We start from the raw sequence: 15,248 nt of genomic DNA, 5'->3' as shown, positions 1-15,248 counted from the left end.
TGCGGCCGCTTGCAACAAGGGGCGGCGAGAACCTTCGCGGGAGTTGGTGAACGTGGCCGAGGGAGTCGAGAACTTAGCCCGCCGCTGCGGTGCGGTGCTGGCGGCGATGGCCCTGGCGGCGGCGGCCGCTGCGGGCGGGACGGCGGCGGCGCCTGCGCCGGTCGCCGACGGCTCCCCGGCGCCGCGGGCGGGGGAAGCCGAGCCGGTGCGACCGGGCGCCGGGGCCTCGGCCGCCTTCGCGCCGGGTGTCCCACCCTCGGTCGCGGCGGCGCTCGTGCCCGCCGCCGAGCCGGGTGGCGGTGAACGCGCCGGGGCGGTCGAGGGCAGTGCGCTGTCCGTCCGGATCAGCGACGACCGCGACAAGATCACCGCGGGGGAAGAGGCCACCTACACGCTGACCTTGCGCAACAACAGCGCTGAGGCGGCGGAGGCCATCGTCTCCCAGCGGCTTTCGGCGGAGGCGCGGTTCGTCGACGTAGGGGCCGACGGAATCGCGACCGGCGGAGTCGCCACCTGGCGCGTCCCGATAGCGGCGGGCGCCGAAGCCCGGCGCAGGGTGCAGGTGCGGCTGGATGAGTCCGGCAAGCGGCTCTGGCGGGTGGCCACCACCGTCTGCGCCCAAACCGAACCCGACGCACCCCCGGTCGCCTGCGCCACCGACGCGAACCGCGTCGAACGGGCGCTGGCCAAGCAGGCGTCGGCGGTCTCGGCGCCCAAACTCGTACTCACCGCGGTGAGCATCCTGACCGCCATCCTGATCGCCTTCGCGACGGTCGCGGCGGCCATCGTCGTGTGGCACCGCATCCGCCCGAACCAGCAACAGCGGGAATAGCCCGGTGGTGTGGTGGCGCGGGCCGCCCCCCAGCATCAACGATCATGGAGAAATGCCCAAATTCAGCGCCGAACCCGGGCATGTCTGCATGGTCGCCGCCGCACTACCTCGAAGCTGCCGAAATGTAATGGCAGTGTGTCAGCACAACGGTGCTAGCTACTACAAGCCGTAGTAGTGTCGGGGCATGGACTTCCTTAACTCCGTACTCCTCTTCCTGCATCTGCTGGGGATGGCGGGAATCATCGCGGGATTCATGATCCAGCTCATCACCGGGCACCGGTCCGGGCCGAAGAGTATTCTGCACAGCTCACTGCTGCAGCTGGTGACCGGACTGCTGCTGACCGGCCTCGCTGAAATGGGCGACGACCCCGTCAACCACATGAAGATCGGCATCAAGTTGGTCGTCGTGGTGGCCGTCGTCGTTGTGGCGATCCTCAACGTGCGCAAGCCCGACAAGCGGATGGCCATCGCCGCCGGTGCGCTGGCGGTCGTGAACGTCGGCGTGGCGGTGTTCGTCTAGGTCAAACCGGACGGACCGATCCGGGCCCAGCCGGACCGATCCGGGCCCAGCCGGGCCGAACCGGGCCTACCGGGTACACCCCGCCCGGCGGCCCCCGGCTCTCCGGCCACACTTCAACCGTCGTAGAAAACCCGCTCCATGACCGCGCGGGCCCGGCGTGTGGCCTGGCGGTAGTCCTGGATCATCCGGCCGACCGGGCCCTCGTCCTCGCCGTCGCGGTAACCCAGCGCGCCGGCGAGGATCGCCTGGTCGCGCAGCGACTTGGGGATGGAGTCGGACGGTTTGCCGCGCACCAGCATGACCGCTCCGCGCACCCGGGCCGCCAGGCGCCAGGCGGTCTCCAGGATCGTGCCGTCCTCCTCGTCGAGCAGGCCGTGGGACACCGCGGTCCGCAGGGCGTCCAGCGTGCCGGTGGTGCGCAGGTCGGCAACGTCGTGGGCGTGGCGGAGCTGCAGCAGTTGCGCCACCCACTCGACGTCGGACAGGCCGCCCCGGCCGAGCTTGGTGTGCAGCGCGGGGTCGGCGCCCCTGGGCAGCCGCTCGGCCTCCATCCGGGCCTTAAGCCGGCGGATCTCGCGTACCGCGTTGTCGCCGACACCCGCTTCGGGGTAGCGCAGCGGGTCGGCGATCTCCGTGAACCGGGCGCCGACTGCCAGGTCGCCGGCGATCGGGGCGGCGCGCAGCAGGGCCTGGCTCTCCCAGGGCGAGGACCACCGCCGGTAGTAGGCGGCGTAGGAGTCCAGCGTGCGCACCATCGCGCCGCTCCGCCCTTCGGGGCGCAGCCCGGCATCCAGGAGCAGCGGCGGGTCCGCGGCCGGCATCTCCAGCAGCCGCCGCAGCTCGCGCACGATGGCGTTGGCGGTTTCGGTCGCCGCCACCGGGTCGGTACCGGGCACCGGCTCGTGTACGAACATCACGTCGGCGTCGCTGGCGTAGGTCAGTTCCCCACCGCCGAAACGCCCCATCGCGACCACGCACAGCCGGGTCTGCGGGTCGCCGCCGCGTTGGGCGGTGACCTGCTCGCGGGCGGCGCGCAGGGCCGCCTCGATGGTCACGGCCGTGATCGAGGTCAACGCGTCGCCGACCGCCTCGACCGGCGAGACCTCCAGCAGGTCGGCGATCGCGGTGCGCAGCAGTTCGCGGCGGCGCAGTGCGCGCACCGCGGCCACCGCGTTCTCAGCCGTGTCGTGGCGGCGCAGCGCAGAGTCGGCCTCGGCCGCCAGGGTCTCCGGTGAGCGCTGCACCAGTTCGGCGTCGTCGGCCAGCACGGCCACCGACTCCGGCGCCCGCAGCAGCAGTTCGGTCACATAGCGGCTGGTGCCCAGCAGCCACGCCATGCGCTCGGCCACCCGAACGTCGTCGCGCAGCAGCCGCAGATACCACGGCGTCCCGCCGAGCGCCTCGCTGACCTGGCGGAAGCCCAGCAACCCGGAATCGGGATCGGGTGCGTCGGAGAACCAGCCCAGCATCACCGGCAGCAGGGTCCGCTGTATCGCCGCCCGCCGCGACACCCCCGAAGTCAGCGCCTTCAGGTGCCGCAGGGCGCCTGCCGGGTCGGCGAAGCCCAGCGCGCTCAGCCGGTCGCCGGCCTGCTCCAGGGTCAGCCGCGCCTCGCTGTCGGGCAGCTTGGCCACCGCGTGCAGCAGCGGCCGGTAGAACAACTTCTCGTGCAGCCGCCGCACCTCGCCGGCCACCCGCCGCCAGGCCGCCATGAACTCGGTGATGGGGTTGGCGGTGAACCCGAGGGCACGGCCGAGCCGGCGCAACTGCTCGGCCCCGTCGGGGCTGTCGGGATCGGGCAGCAAGTGGGTCCGGCGCAGCCTGCTCAGCTGCAGCAGGTGCTCGACCCGGCGCAGGAAACGGTAGGCGTCGGCGAGCCCGGCGGCATCCTCGCGGCCCACGTAGCCCGCCGCCGACAGGGCCTCCAGTGCGTCGAGGGTGTTGCCGGAGCGCAGCGCCGGGTCGCTGCGGCCGTGCACGAGTTGCAGCAACTGGACCGAGAACTCGATGTCGCGCAGCCCGCCGCGGCTGAGCTTGATCTCGCGTTCGGACTGGGCGGCCGGGATGTGGGCCACGACGCGGCGGCGCATCGACTGGACGTCGTCGACGAAGTTCTCGCGGCTGGACGCCCGCCACACCATGGGCTCGATCTGCTCGGCGTAGGCGGCCCCGAGGGCGCGATCGCCTGCGATGGGGCGCGCCTTGAGCAGCGCCTGGAACTCCCATGTCTTGGCCCAGCGCTGGTAGTAGGCGACATGGCCGGACAGCTGGCGCACCAGTGGCCCGTTCTTGCCCTCGGGCCGCAGCGCGGCGTCGACCTGCCACAGTGTGCCCTCGCGGTCGGTCTCGCCGGGGATGCGCATCACCGCCGCGGCCAGGCGCGCACCCGCGCGCATCGCCGCCTGCCCGTCGTCGACACCATCAGCGGGCTCGGCCACGAAGACCACGTCCACGTCGCTGACGTAGTTCAGCTCGCGCCCGCCGCACTTGCCCATGCCGATCACCGCAAGGCGGCACAGGGCGGCCTGATCGGGGTCCTCGGCCCGCGCGATCGCCAGCGCGGCATCCAGGACGGCGGCGGCCAGGTCGGCCAGCTCGGCGCCGACCGCCTCCAGGTCGGCGGCCCCGGTCAGGTCGCGTCCGGCCAGGCGCAGCACCCGCCGGTGGTAGGCCACGCGCAGCGCGTGGGCGGGACCGTCGGGGTCGCTGACCCGGGCGGCGGCCACCGGCGCGGCAGTGCCGTCGGCCGTGCCCGCATTGGGGTCGGCGCCGACGGTGTGCAGCATGCCGGCTCGCAGCTCATCGGGCCCCGGGGCGCGGGCCGCGTCGGCGCCGCGCAGCTCGCGCCAGTCGTCGGGGTGGCGCACCAGATGGTCGGTGAGGGCGACGCTGGCGCCCAGCACCTTGGTGAGCCGGGAGCGCAGGTCGGGATCGGCGCACAGGGTTTCCAGCAGCTCGGCGGGGTCGGCGCAGCTTTCCAGCAGCCGGCTCAGCCCCAGTAGCGCCTGGTCGGGGTCGGGGGCGGCGCCCAGCTCGTGGATGAGGTCGAAGTGGCGGTCCGGATCGAGGCCGCCGTCGCTCATCAGCCGCACCGCCCGCGCACCGTCGCCGAATCCGCGCCGCGCCAGTGCGCCTGCCGTCATGGTGAAAGTCTCCCGGGTCCCCACCCTGCTCACGTTAGCCGGTGGCCGCCGCCGACCCCGCACCCAGATAGGCTGAATCGGCCGAAATCGGGCCGGTATGGCCGCGGTGCGATCGGCCTTGGGCACGGTATCCGCGGCGCGGGCGAACAGCGGCGCGGTCAGCGGTGCAGACGACGAAAGGGGACGTTTCCCGATGCAGTGGCTGCTCCTGATCAGCGCGATCGCCGCCGAGGTAACCGGCACGGTCGCGCTGCGTTTCTCCGACGGGTTCACCCGCCTGGTGCCCACGGCGATCGCGCTGACGGGCTACGGGGTGGCGTTCTGGCTGCTGGCACAGGTGCTCAACCGCGGCATGAACATCGGGATCGCCTACGGCATCTGGGCGGCGCTGGGAGTCTCCCTCGTCGCCATCATCGGCGCGGTTTTCCTCGGCGACAGCCTGACCTGGATCCAGGTGGGCGGCGTCGTCCTGGTCATCGCGGGGGTACTGGCCCTGGAAATGGGCGGGTCGCACTGAAGTTCCGTGCGGATCACCGGCGGTAGGCGTCCCGGCGGTGGCGGATCGATTCGATCTGCACGACGCGCTTGGCCTCGTCGATCCGGTAGAGGATTCGGTAGGTTCCGCGGCGCGCTGAATGGTAGCCGTCAAACGGCTCGCCAAGAGGTTTATCCACTCGTTGAGGATTCACAGCGATCGCCCCCTCGATGGTCTCCAGGGCTGCGGAGGCAATCTCGAGCGGGATGTCTTCGTGTATGTTCCGGCGTGCTTCGCGTGCGAACACAACCTCGTATGGGGCCCGGCCGCTGTTCTCGTTGGCCGACCGCTCTCGGCGTGCGGCCATCAGATGGTTCCGCGTCGGCGCTGCTCGACTTCGGCGCGAACCTGGTCGAGCGAGAACACATCGCCGTTGGCGACGTCTTCCTCGGACTGCCGGAGGTCGGCACGCGCTTCCTGGTCAGTCAGCACATCCAGAGTCTCCTGCATCGATTCGTACTCGGCGACGGAGATCAGCATGACGTCGGCGCGTCCGTTGCGCGTGATCGTGAAGTGATCGTGTTCCCGGGCCACCCGGTCGGTCAGTTCGGCGATCCGACTCTTTGCTTCTGTGATGGGGACGGTATCCATGGCATCTAGGATCCTGCACTGGTCGCTATTAAGACCTTGATTCTGATCTTCTTGTACTCGTACACCCCATGCCGAAGCCGCGGGCCGCGCGCTTCCCGTTGGGGAAGGCGCGGCCCGCGGCCTGGGACGGTCCGGGTCAGGTTCTATGCGGCCTGACCTGCGGCATCTTTAGATGTCGTAGTACAGCTCGAACTCGCGCGGGTGCGGGCGCAGGCGCAGGGAGTCGATTTCCTCGGTGCGCTTGTAGTCGATGTAGGTCTCGATCAGGTCCTGGGTGAAGACGCCGCCTTCGAGTAGGAACTCGTGGTCGGCTTCCAGGGCCTCCAGCGCCGCGTCGAGGGAGGCGGGGACCTTCTCGATGGCCTCGGCCTCGGCCGGGGGCAGCTCGTAGAGGTCCTTGTCGACCGGCTCCGGCGGCTCGATCTTGTTCTTGATGCCGTCGATCCCGGCCATGAGCATCGCCGAGAAGGCGAGGTAGGGGTTGGCCGAGGGGTCGGGCACCCGGAACTCCAGGCGCTTGGCCTTGGGGTTGGACCCGGTAAGCGGGATGCGGATGCAGGCCGAGCGGTTGCGTTGCGAGTACACCAGGTTGATGGGGGCCTCGTAGCCGGGCACCAGGCGGTGGTAGGAGTTCACCGTGGGGTTGGTGAACGCCAGCAGCGCCGAGGCGTGCTTGAGCAGGCCGCCGATGTAGTGGCGCGCGGTGTCGGACAGCTGCGCGTAGCCCGACTCGTCGAAGAACAGCGGGGCGCCGTCCTTCCACAGGCTCATGTGGCAGTGCATGCCCGAGCCGTTGTCGCCGAAGACCGGCTTGGGCATGAACGTGACCGACTTGCCCTTTTCGTACGCCGTGTTCTTCACGATGTACTTGTAGAGCTGGACGTTGTCGGCGGTGGGGAGCAGCTTGCCGAACTTGAAGTCGATCTCGGCCTGGCCGGCCGTGCCCACCTCGTGGTGCTGGATCTCGACCTCGAGACCGGCCTCGATCAGGTTGCGCACCATCGTCGAGCGCAGGTCGCTGTAGTGGTCGGTCGGCTCGACCGGGAAGTAGCCGCCCTTGTAGCGCGGCCGGTAGCCCAGGTTGGACTCGCCGTTCCGGGTGCCGGTGTTCCAGGCGCCCTCGGCGGAGTCGATGTAGTAGAAGCTCGCGTTCTCCTGGGTCTGGAAACGCACATCGTCGAAGATGTAGAACTCGGCCTCGGGGCCGACGAACACGGTGTCGGCGATGCCCGTGCTGTCCAGGAACGCCTCGGCCTTGCGGGCGACGTTGCGGGGGTCGCGGCTGTAGGACTCGCGAGTGAACGGGTCGTGCACGAAGAACGTCAGGTTCAGCGTCTTGTGCTCGCGGAAGCGGTCCATGACCGCGGTGCTCACGTCCGGCAGTAGCAGCATGTCGGACTCGTGGATGGCCTGGAATCCACGGATCGACGAACCGTCGAACATCAGGCCCTCGTTGAAGGTTCCCTCATCGACGTGCTCGATGGGGAGCGTGAAGTGGTGCGTGGCCCCGAACAGGTCCGTGAATCGGACGTCGAGGAACTTGACGTCCTCGCTCCGGGTGAAGGCCAGAAGTTCTTCGGCGCTGCTGAACAAGTGTTACCTCCGTGCAGGTGAAAGAGATCGCGCGGTCGGCTGCCCGCCTCTTTGCGGTAACTAGCGCCTGCCCTGCAACCTCCCGGCTACGTCAACGACGCTAGGAGCAGGCGATTTCCGGTCCATGTCTCCAATGTTTCCTGCGCGTTACAGAGCCCGGCTTTTTAGCTTCCTATCGTGCCTGAGCAGCTCTAACACCGCGAAACCGGACACGCTGGCGGAGTGCGGTGGCCTGCGGCGGCACCGCTGCCGCGGGCCGGAACCCCGGACCCTAACCCGGACCGGAAACGCCGCTGCGGCCCGATAACGTGTGAGCATGGCCAACACTGAAGGCGCCGAGCAGGCGCCGTTCCGCTACCGGGGCAACCGGCTGGGGATGCCCGAACACGGGCCCGGCGCGGTGCCGGGCATCGGCAGGCGGCTGGCCGGCCTGTCACTGGACTGGCTGCTGTGCGCCCTGGTCGCTTCGGCGGCCACCGGCGGAATCGGCGGCGACCCCGCGGCCACCACCTTCACCTCGGGCACGGCCCTGCTGCTGTTCGCCGTTTACACGGCGGTGATGCTGACGGTCTTCGGCGCCACGCTGGGCAAGCGGATGGTGGGCACCGAGGTCGCCGCAACCGGCGAACGGGCGCTGCCCTGGCCGGTCGCGATGGTGGTGCGCACCGTGCTGCTGTGCCTGGTGATCCCGGCGGTGGTCTACGACCGCGACCACCGCGGACTGCACGACCGGCTCTCCGGCACCATCACCCGCCGAATCTGACCGCCGCGCCCGCACCGCCGGCCCTGAACACCGGATCCGGATCGCCGGATCGCCGGAACGACCCGGCCGGGCTGGGCTGCACCGGATTTGACCCGGAGGATCCGGCCGACCGTAATCCGCGCCCGGATTGAATCTGCTGCGCCACGTGCGCCACCCGTGTTGCCGCGCTCCGGCAGGGCGCCACCCGCGCCCGGTGTCAGCTGCCGCCGCCCGGAGCCTTGGGCCCCTTGGGCATCCGCGAGCCCTTGGGCATGGGCCCCTTGGGCATCTGCATGGCGGCCGGCATCGCCTTGAGCCGGTAGCGGAGTTCGGCGACCTCGCGCTTGTCCAGGTTGCGGGGCAGCTTGACCATCTGCCGCTGCAGCTTGGAGATGGGCAGCTGCGACTCGCCGTTGCCCACTTGGAAGTCGTAGATGGGCGTGTTGTGGGCCACGCGCGCCACCCGCTTCTTCTCGGCGGCGATCAGTCCTTTGACCCGGCCCGGATCGCCCTCGCCGACCAGCACCACGCCGGGCCGGCCCACCGCGCGGTGCACGACGTCCATCTGCCGGTTGGCGCCCACGCCGGGTTCGGTGGTCCAGTCGCCGCGCATGTTGTCCAGCACCGCCGATGCGGCCCCGAGTTGGCCCTCGAGCATCTTGTACTGGAGCCGCTGGGTCGCGCGCGTGAAGTAGAAGAAGCCGGCCAGGAACGCCACCGCGAACCCGAGCGGCCCCCAGTACAGCCACCCCCCGAAGACCATCGCGCCGGTAGCGGCCAGCGCGGCCACTACCAGAAAGATCCCGATGGAGATGGGCAGGGTGCGGGGACTCTGCTGGTGGACGACCCGGATGACCATGCCGAACTGCTTCAGCCGGCCGGCGGGTTTCTGCGCGCCGGCCTGGCCCGAGGCGCCGGGCGCCGGGGTCGCGGGGGACTTGGTGTCCTTGGGCTTCTTCGCCATTGTGTTTCCAGGCAGGGTGCGCCGGTGTGCACCGACGGGAGCGATCCCTCTCCTGCCCATCCTCCTATCGGTCGAACCCTGCTCAGCGGGGCGCGCCGGTGGCCTCAGGCGCGCGCCCTTGTCGGTGTGGCCGGTGCGGGGAGCCCCGCCGATGCGGGTGGGGCCGCGAACGCACCCGCCCCGTCCCTTTCCAGGATATGGGCCATGGGCGAGCGGAAGTGAGACGGCGGCCGGGCGGCCGCCGTCTCAGCTTGGTTACGTTGTTCTGTTGCGATTCGCCCGACCCCGCGCGGGTGCCCGGGGGCGCCGGCGCAGGGTCGCGCCGATCCGGTCAGCCGTCGGCCGAAACACGCTCGCGCTTGTCGATGGCCTGCTGGTAGAGGCGGCCGGCGCGGTAGGAGGACCGCACCAGCGGACCCGACATGACTCCAGCGAACCCGATCTCCTCGGCCTCTTCCGACAGCTCCACGAACTCCTCGGGCCGGACCCACCGGTCGATGGGGTGGTGCAGCTTGGACGGCCGCAGGTACTGGGTGATGGTCAGCAGGTCGCAGCCTGCCTCGTGCAGGTCGCGCATTGCCTGGCTGATCTCGGCGCGTTCCTCGCCCATGCCCAGGATCAGGTTGGACTTGGTGACCAGGCCGTCGGCGCGCGCCTTGCTGATGACATCCAGCGAGCGCTCGTAGCGGAAACCGGGGCGGATCCGCTTGAAGATCCGCGGCACGGTCTCGATATTGTGCGCGAGCACCTCCGGCCGCGACCCGAACACCTCGGCCAACTGGTCGGGATCGGCGTTGAAGTCGGGGATCAGCAGTTCGACGCCGCCGCCGGGGTTGAGCTCATGGATCTTGCGGACGGTCTCGGCGTACAGCCAGGCGCCGCCGTCATCGAGATCGTCGCGCGCCACGCCGGTGACGGTGGCATAGCGCAGTTCCATCTTGCGGACCGACTCGGCCACCTTGGTGGGCTCCATGCGGTCCATCGGACTGGGCTTGCCGGTGGCGATCTGGCAGAAGTCGCAGCGCCGCGTGCACTGGTCGCCGCCGATCAGGAAGGTGGCCTCGCGGTCCTCCCAGCACTCGTAGATGTTGGGGCAGCCGGCCTCCTGGCAGACCGTGTGCAGCCCTTCGCGTTTGACCAGGGAGTGCAGCTCGGAGTACTCCGGCCCCATCTTCGCCTTGATCTTGATCCAGGGCGGCTTCCTCTCGATGGGCGTCTCGCTGTTGCGCGCTTCGATCCGCAGCAGCTTGCGGCCCTCAGGAGCGATGGTCAACGCGGACCCTTCCTTTCCTGCGTCCCTTGTGGGGAGGGTGGTGGTACGGCGCGGCGGTCAGGCCCCGGCGAGCTCGGACTGCGCCGCGGCGGGCTCGGGTGCGCCCGCTCGGCTGCGGTAGCTCGTGGCTCCCAGGGCGGCGGCCAGGTGGCGTTCGACGATGGGCACGGCCTCGGCGACCGTGACGTCGCGGCCGAGTTCGGCGGAGAGCGTGGTGACGCCGGCGTCGGTGATGCCGCAGGGCACGATCCGGTCGAACCAGGCGAGGTCGTTGTCGCAGTTCAGCGCGAACCCGTGCATACCGACGCCGCGGGCGATCCGGCAGCCTATCGCGGCGATCTTGCGCTCGGCCAGGCCGCGGTCGGGGTCGGCCGCCAGCCAGACGCCGGTGCGCCCCTCGACCCGCATGCCGGTGAGCCCGAACTCGGCAATCGCGCCGATGAGCGCCTCTTCCAGCATGCGCACGTAGGCGACCACATCGATCGGGTCGGCCAGCCGCACGATCGGGTAGACGGTCAGTTGGCCGGGGCCGTGCCAGGTGAGCTTGCCGCCGCGGTCGATATCGACGATCGGGGCGCCGGGGTCGGTCAGCGGGCGGTCGCGGCCGGTGCGCTTGCCCGCCGTGTAGACCGGCTCGTGCTCCAGCACCAGGACGGTATCGGGGGCCAGGCCGCCGACACGGTCGGCGTGCACCCGCTTCTGGAGGTCCCACCCCTCGTGGAAAGGGACAGGGGTCTCGCCGAGGCGGGCGAAGACGAGCTCACTCATACATCCCACCATATGCCCCGGCCCGGGCTCAGGCGATGTCGGATAGGGCACCGGCAAGGTGCGGGCGCTGGAAGGAATAACCGGCCGTGAGCAGGCGTTCGGGCCGCACCCGCTGGCTGACGAGCGCGGCCTCGTCGGCGAACCCGCCCAGCGCCGCGCGCATGGCAAAGCCCGGCACCGCCAGTACGGCGGGCCGGCGCACCGCGCGTGCGACCTCCCGGGTGTAGGCGGCGTTGGTGACCGGTTCGGGCGCCACCAGGTTGACCGGGCCGGTGATGCCGGGGTGTTCCAGCAGGAACCGCAGCGCACCTACCTCGTCGGCCAGCGCGATCCAGGAGATGTACTGGCGCCCGCTGCCCAGCCGTCCGCCCAGGCCCAGCTTGAACAGCGGTAGCAGGGTGCCCAGCAGGCCGCCGGAGCGCGCCAGCACGATCCCGGTGCGCGCGTGCGCCACCGGGATCCCCGCCTGCTCCGCGGGCGCTGTGGCCGCCTCCCAGTCGGCCACCAGTTCGGCGAGGAACCCGCGGCCGCGCGGGCCGTCCTCGCCGGTGACCGCGGCGCCGGTGTCGCCGTAGAAGCCCACTGCCGACCCCGACACCAGCCGCTGCGGCGGGGCGTCCATGGCGGCCAGCGCCGAGGCCAGGGTCGCGGTGCCCTGCATGCGGCTCTGGCGCAGCACCCGCTTGTAGCGCGGGGTCCAGCGGGCGGGGCCGATCGGGGCTCCGGCCAGGTGCACGACCGCGTCGGTGCCGGCCAGCCGATCGGTGTCGACGTAGCCGCTTTCGGGATGCCATTCGACTTCGGCCATATCGGTTGGGGAGCGCCGCACCATGCGCTGCACCTCGTGGCCGTCTCCCGTCAGGGAGTTGGCCAGGGCACCGCCGATGAGTCCGGAGGCTCCGGTGATCGCGACTCGCATGGTGCAGGGATTACCCGCTCCAGCGCCGGGCACGCGCCCCGGCTCCGCACGCCGCAAAGTGGTGACCATCCGTACAAACCGGTGATCCCGGCGGCCGGATTCCGCGAAACGTCCGCAGCGCCCTGCGGGGGGTAGTACCGTAGTGTCAAGAGCGAGGGACGCAACGTAGTTGGGCGTCCCCCTCCCAGACGGCGCCCTGTGCAGGCGCCGTCGGCGCAGACCTTTGGTGATGGGGATCACCAGGGGGATGGTGAATGGTGGGGTAAAAGCGGGGCGGCACCCGATCTCGGGTGCCGCCCCGTCCGCGTTTGCGCATCCGCTACCGCCGGTGCGCCGGACCGCCGGATCCCCCCGGCGCCCCGGCGCACCGCCGGTGCTTCAGGCCAGGCCCACCTCTGACTCGAAGGCGCCCTCTTCGATGCGCTCGCGCACATCCTGCAGGAACCGGGCCGCATCGGCACTGTCGATCAGCCGGTGGTCGTGGGTCAGCGCCAGGTACATCATCGACCGCACCGCGATGACCTCGCCCAGCTCGGCGTCGTCGACCACCACCGGGCGCTTGACGACCGCGCCGGTGCTCAAGATGCCCACCTGCGGCTGGTTGATGATCGGCGTGGTGAACAGCGCACCCACGTCGCCCGTGTCGGCCAGCGTGAACGTGCCCCCGCTGAGCTCATCAGGGCTGAGGCTGCCGGTGTGCGCCCGCTCGCTGAGGTCGGCGATCTTGCGCGCCAGCCCGCCCAGGTTGAGGTCGCCGGCGTCCTTGACCACGGGAACGAGCAGGCCCGGTTCGGTGTCGACCGAGATACCGAGGTTCTCGATGCTGTGGTAAGTGACCTCGTAGGTGCTGCTGTCGATGATGGCGTTGAGCTTGGGGTGGGCCTTCAGCGCCTCCACCGCTGCCAGCGCGAAGAAGGGGAAGAAACCGAGCGCGACGCCTTCGCGCTCCTCGAACTGCGCGGCGGCGCGCTCGCGCAGCCGCGCGACGGCGGTGACGTCGACCTCGATGACCTGGGTGACCTCCGCCGAGATCCGCAGCGACTCCGCCATCTGGTCGGCGATGGTCTGGCGCAGCCGCGACATGGTCTCGGTGGTGCCGCGCAGCCGGGTGTCGGCGGCGACCGGACGGCGCGGGTGCGCCGCCGCGGGCGCGGCCGCAGCACCGCCGCCGGAAGCGGCAGCGGGAGCCTCGCGGCGCTTGCGGGCGGCGTCCTGCACGTCCTGCTTGCGGATGCGGCCGCCCACGCCCGTGCCCTGCACCGTGCTGAGGTCGACACCCTCCTGGGCGGCGAGCTTGCGTACCAGCGGGGTCACGTAGGCCTCGGTGACGGCGTCGGTGCCTGCAGTGCGGCCGTTGCCGCTGAGCGTCTCGACATCGACAGGCGGGGTGACGTCCTCGCGGCTGGGGCGCGGTGCCGCAGCGGGCTTCTCGGCCGGTGCCGGCTGCGGCTGCTGCTGGGCGGGCGCGGACTCGGCAGCGGGCTGGGGAGCCGGCTCGGGTGCCGGCTCCGGCTCCGGCTCGGGTGCCGGCTCCGGCTCCGGCTCGGGTGCGGCCGGCTCGGCCGGTGCCGCAGCGGGCTCCTCGGCCTGCGCAGCGGCCCCGCCGCCGGCCTCGCCGGTCTCTTCGCCTTCCCCGCTGATGATCGCGATCTCCGCGCCGATTTCCACGGTCTCGTCCTCGGCGACGAGGATCTTGGTCAGCACCCCCGCAGCGGGAGACGGGATCTCGGTGTCGACCTTGTCGGTCGAGACCTCCAGGAGGGGCTCGTCGACATTGACCGAGTCGCCCTCCTGCTTCATCCACTGGGTGACTGTGCCCTCGGTGACGCTTTCGCCCAGCTCGGGCATTGAAACGGAAGTCGGCATGGGTTCCTCTTAAGTGGACGTGCGAAACGCGGGGAAAGAAAAGGCGGGGCGGGCCGCCGCCCGCCCCGCGGCCGCCTCACTCGTGGACGTGCAGCGGCTTTCCGGCCAGTGCGAGGTGCGCCTCGCCCAGTGCCTCGGATTGCGTGGGGTGCGGGTGCACCAGCTGGGCCACCTCGGAAGGCAGCGCCTCCCAGTTGTAGATGAGCTGGCCCTCAGCGGTCAGCTCGCCCACGCGGGAGCCGATCATGTGCACGCCCAGGACGGGCCCGTCCTTCTGCGCGATGACCTTCACCGAGCCCTGGGTCTGCAGAATCTGGCTCTTGCCGTTCCCGCCGAGGTTGTAGTCGAGCTCGACGATGTCGTAGCCCTTCTCCTTGGCCTTCTGAGTGGTCAGGCCCACCGAGGCGACCTCGGGCTCGCAGTAGGTGATGCGCGGCACGCCGTCGTAGTCGATGGCGGGCGGGTTGTGCCCGGCGATCTGCTCGGCGACGCAGATGCCCTCGGCGAAACCGGCGTGGGCCAGCTGCAGGGTGGGGATGAGGTCGCCCACGGCGTAGATGTTGCCCACGCCGGTGTGCATGTTCTCGTCGACCTTGACGAAGCCGCGCTCCATCGGGATCCCGACGTCCTCGAAGCCCATCCCCTCAGAGACCGGCGCGCGGCCGATGGCCACCAGCATGGTCTCGGCTTCCAGGGTCTTGCCGCCCTGCAGGGTGACGCTGACGCCGGAGTCGGTGGTCTTGACGCTCTCGAACGGGGTGCCGAGCTCGTACTTGATGCCGCGCTTGCGGAAGGCCCGCTCCAGCTGCTTGGACGTGGACTCGTCCTCCAGCGGGAGCAGGTGCGGCAGCGCCTCGACGATGGTGACCTCGGCGCCGTAGGAGCGGTACACGCTGGCGAACTCGACGCCGATCACGCCGCCGCCCAGCACCACCACCGACTTGGGCACCTGCTGCATCTCCAGCGCCTGCTCGCTGGTGATGATCTTCTCGCCGTCGATGTCCAGACCCAGGGTCTTGGGTACGGAACCGGTGGCCAGCAGGATGTTGGTGCCCTTGTAGACGGTGCCGCCGACGGTGACCTCGTCGCGCCCGGTCAGCCGGCCCTCGCCCTCGACCACGGTGATCCCGTGCGACTTGATCAGGCCGGTCAGCCCGCGGAACATGCGGTTGACGACCTTGTCCTTGTAGGCGTTGACGCCCGGCATGTCGATGCCGTCGAAGCTGGCCTTGACGCCGAAGGTCTCGCTGTCCCGCGCGGCGTCGGCGACCTCGGCCGAGTGCAGCAGCGCCTTGGTGGGGATGCAGCCGACGTGCAGGCAGGTGCCCCCGAGTTTGTTCTTCTCGATCAGGGCGACCTTCATGCCCAGCTCGGAGGCGCGGATGGCGGCGGCGTAGCCACCACTGCCGGCTCCCAGGATCACCAGGTCGAAGGTGCCGCCGTTCTCACTCACGGGAAGGACACTCCTTGATGTGGATGTGAATGTTCGTCTGGATCGGACG

At 70.5% G+C, this 15,248-nt stretch carries 14 protein-coding genes; 4 read left to right on the top strand and 10 right to left on the bottom strand.

Annotated features, from left to right (window positions below):
* The first annotated feature begins 52 nt into the window (after positions 1–52).
* Positions 53–832 carry a hypothetical protein gene (locus ACYVD5_RS09650; RefSeq protein WP_461000605.1) on the top strand — a complete coding sequence of 260 codons (780 nt, stop codon included), beginning with the start codon at positions 53–55 and terminating at the stop codon, positions 830–832.
* A 184-nt stretch (positions 833–1,016) separates the two neighbouring features.
* Positions 1,017–1,352 (top strand): hypothetical protein, encoded by a 336-nt coding sequence (locus ACYVD5_RS09645; RefSeq protein WP_461000604.1) that lies wholly within the window; start codon positions 1,017–1,019, stop codon positions 1,350–1,352.
* 113 nt (positions 1,353–1,465) lie between these two features.
* On the opposite strand, the gene ACYVD5_RS09640 is transcribed toward ACYVD5_RS09645, so the two are convergent.
* Positions 1,466–4,495: a bifunctional [glutamine synthetase] adenylyltransferase/[glutamine synthetase]-adenylyl-L-tyrosine phosphorylase gene (locus tag ACYVD5_RS09640; RefSeq protein ID WP_461000603.1), complete on the bottom strand. Its 3,030-nt coding sequence runs from the start codon at positions 4,493–4,495 to the stop codon at positions 1,466–1,468.
* A gap of 193 nt (positions 4,496–4,688) precedes the next feature.
* Here ACYVD5_RS09640 and ACYVD5_RS09635 point away from each other — a divergent pair, with 193 nt between their 5' ends.
* Entirely contained in the window at positions 4,689–5,012 is a 324-nt protein-coding gene (locus ACYVD5_RS09635; RefSeq protein ID WP_461000699.1) for a DMT family transporter, read from the top strand.
* A gap of 13 nt (positions 5,013–5,025) precedes the next feature.
* Here the strand turns inward: ACYVD5_RS09635 and ACYVD5_RS09630 are convergent, their stop codons facing one another.
* The 3 genes from ACYVD5_RS09630 to glnA all read right to left on the bottom strand — a co-directional run bounded on the left by ACYVD5_RS09630 (position 5,026) and on the right by glnA (position 7,214).
* Positions 5,026–5,337 (bottom strand): type II toxin-antitoxin system RelE family toxin, encoded by a 312-nt coding sequence (locus ACYVD5_RS09630; protein ID WP_461000602.1) that lies wholly within the window; start codon positions 5,335–5,337, stop codon positions 5,026–5,028.
* Entirely contained in the window at positions 5,337–5,621 is a 285-nt protein-coding gene (locus ACYVD5_RS09625) for a type II toxin-antitoxin system Phd/YefM family antitoxin (protein ID WP_461000601.1), read from the bottom strand. The genes ACYVD5_RS09630 and ACYVD5_RS09625 overlap by 1 nt, the downstream gene beginning before the upstream one ends.
* A gap of 168 nt (positions 5,622–5,789) precedes the next feature.
* Entirely contained in the window at positions 5,790–7,214 is a 1,425-nt protein-coding gene (gene glnA, locus ACYVD5_RS09620; protein ID WP_461000600.1) for a type I glutamate--ammonia ligase, read from the bottom strand.
* Positions 7,215–7,530: 316 nt separating this feature from the next.
* On the opposite strand from glnA, the gene ACYVD5_RS09615 reads away from it, so the two are divergent.
* Positions 7,531–7,977 (top strand): RDD family protein, encoded by a 447-nt coding sequence (locus ACYVD5_RS09615; RefSeq protein WP_461000599.1) that lies wholly within the window; start codon positions 7,531–7,533, stop codon positions 7,975–7,977.
* 196 nt (positions 7,978–8,173) lie between these two features.
* Here ACYVD5_RS09615 and ACYVD5_RS09610 read toward each other — a convergent pair whose 3' ends face one another.
* From ACYVD5_RS09610 to lpdA, 6 genes are all read right to left on the bottom strand, one after another.
* Positions 8,174–8,920 carry a DUF4191 domain-containing protein gene (locus tag ACYVD5_RS09610; protein ID WP_461000598.1) on the bottom strand — a complete coding sequence of 249 codons (747 nt, stop codon included), beginning with the start codon at positions 8,918–8,920 and terminating at the stop codon, positions 8,174–8,176.
* A gap of 331 nt (positions 8,921–9,251) precedes the next feature.
* Positions 9,252–10,193, bottom strand: a complete 942-nt coding sequence (gene lipA / locus ACYVD5_RS09605; RefSeq protein ID WP_461000597.1) for a lipoyl synthase — start codon at positions 10,191–10,193, stop codon at positions 9,252–9,254.
* Between the two features lie 57 nt (positions 10,194–10,250).
* Positions 10,251–10,961 carry a lipoyl(octanoyl) transferase LipB gene (lipB, locus tag ACYVD5_RS09600; protein WP_461000596.1) on the bottom strand — a complete coding sequence of 237 codons (711 nt, stop codon included), beginning with the start codon at positions 10,959–10,961 and terminating at the stop codon, positions 10,251–10,253.
* Between the two features lie 28 nt (positions 10,962–10,989).
* A complete protein-coding gene (locus tag ACYVD5_RS09595; protein WP_461000595.1) occupies positions 10,990–11,880 on the bottom strand; it encodes a TIGR01777 family oxidoreductase in 891 nt (296 codons plus the stop codon).
* 378 nt (positions 11,881–12,258) lie between these two features.
* Positions 12,259–13,746, bottom strand: a complete 1,488-nt coding sequence (gene sucB / locus ACYVD5_RS09590; protein WP_461000594.1) for a 2-oxoglutarate dehydrogenase, E2 component, dihydrolipoamide succinyltransferase — start codon at positions 13,744–13,746, stop codon at positions 12,259–12,261.
* Positions 13,747–13,822: 76 nt separating this feature from the next.
* Entirely contained in the window at positions 13,823–15,199 is a 1,377-nt protein-coding gene (lpdA, locus tag ACYVD5_RS09585) for a dihydrolipoyl dehydrogenase (protein WP_461000593.1), read from the bottom strand.
* Positions 15,200–15,248 lie beyond the last annotated feature (49 nt).

It is taken from the genome of Streptomonospora sediminis, assembly GCF_054778995.1.
The sequence above is the reverse complement of the archived record's forward strand: the minus strand, read 5'-3'. Positions and strand labels throughout refer to the sequence as shown.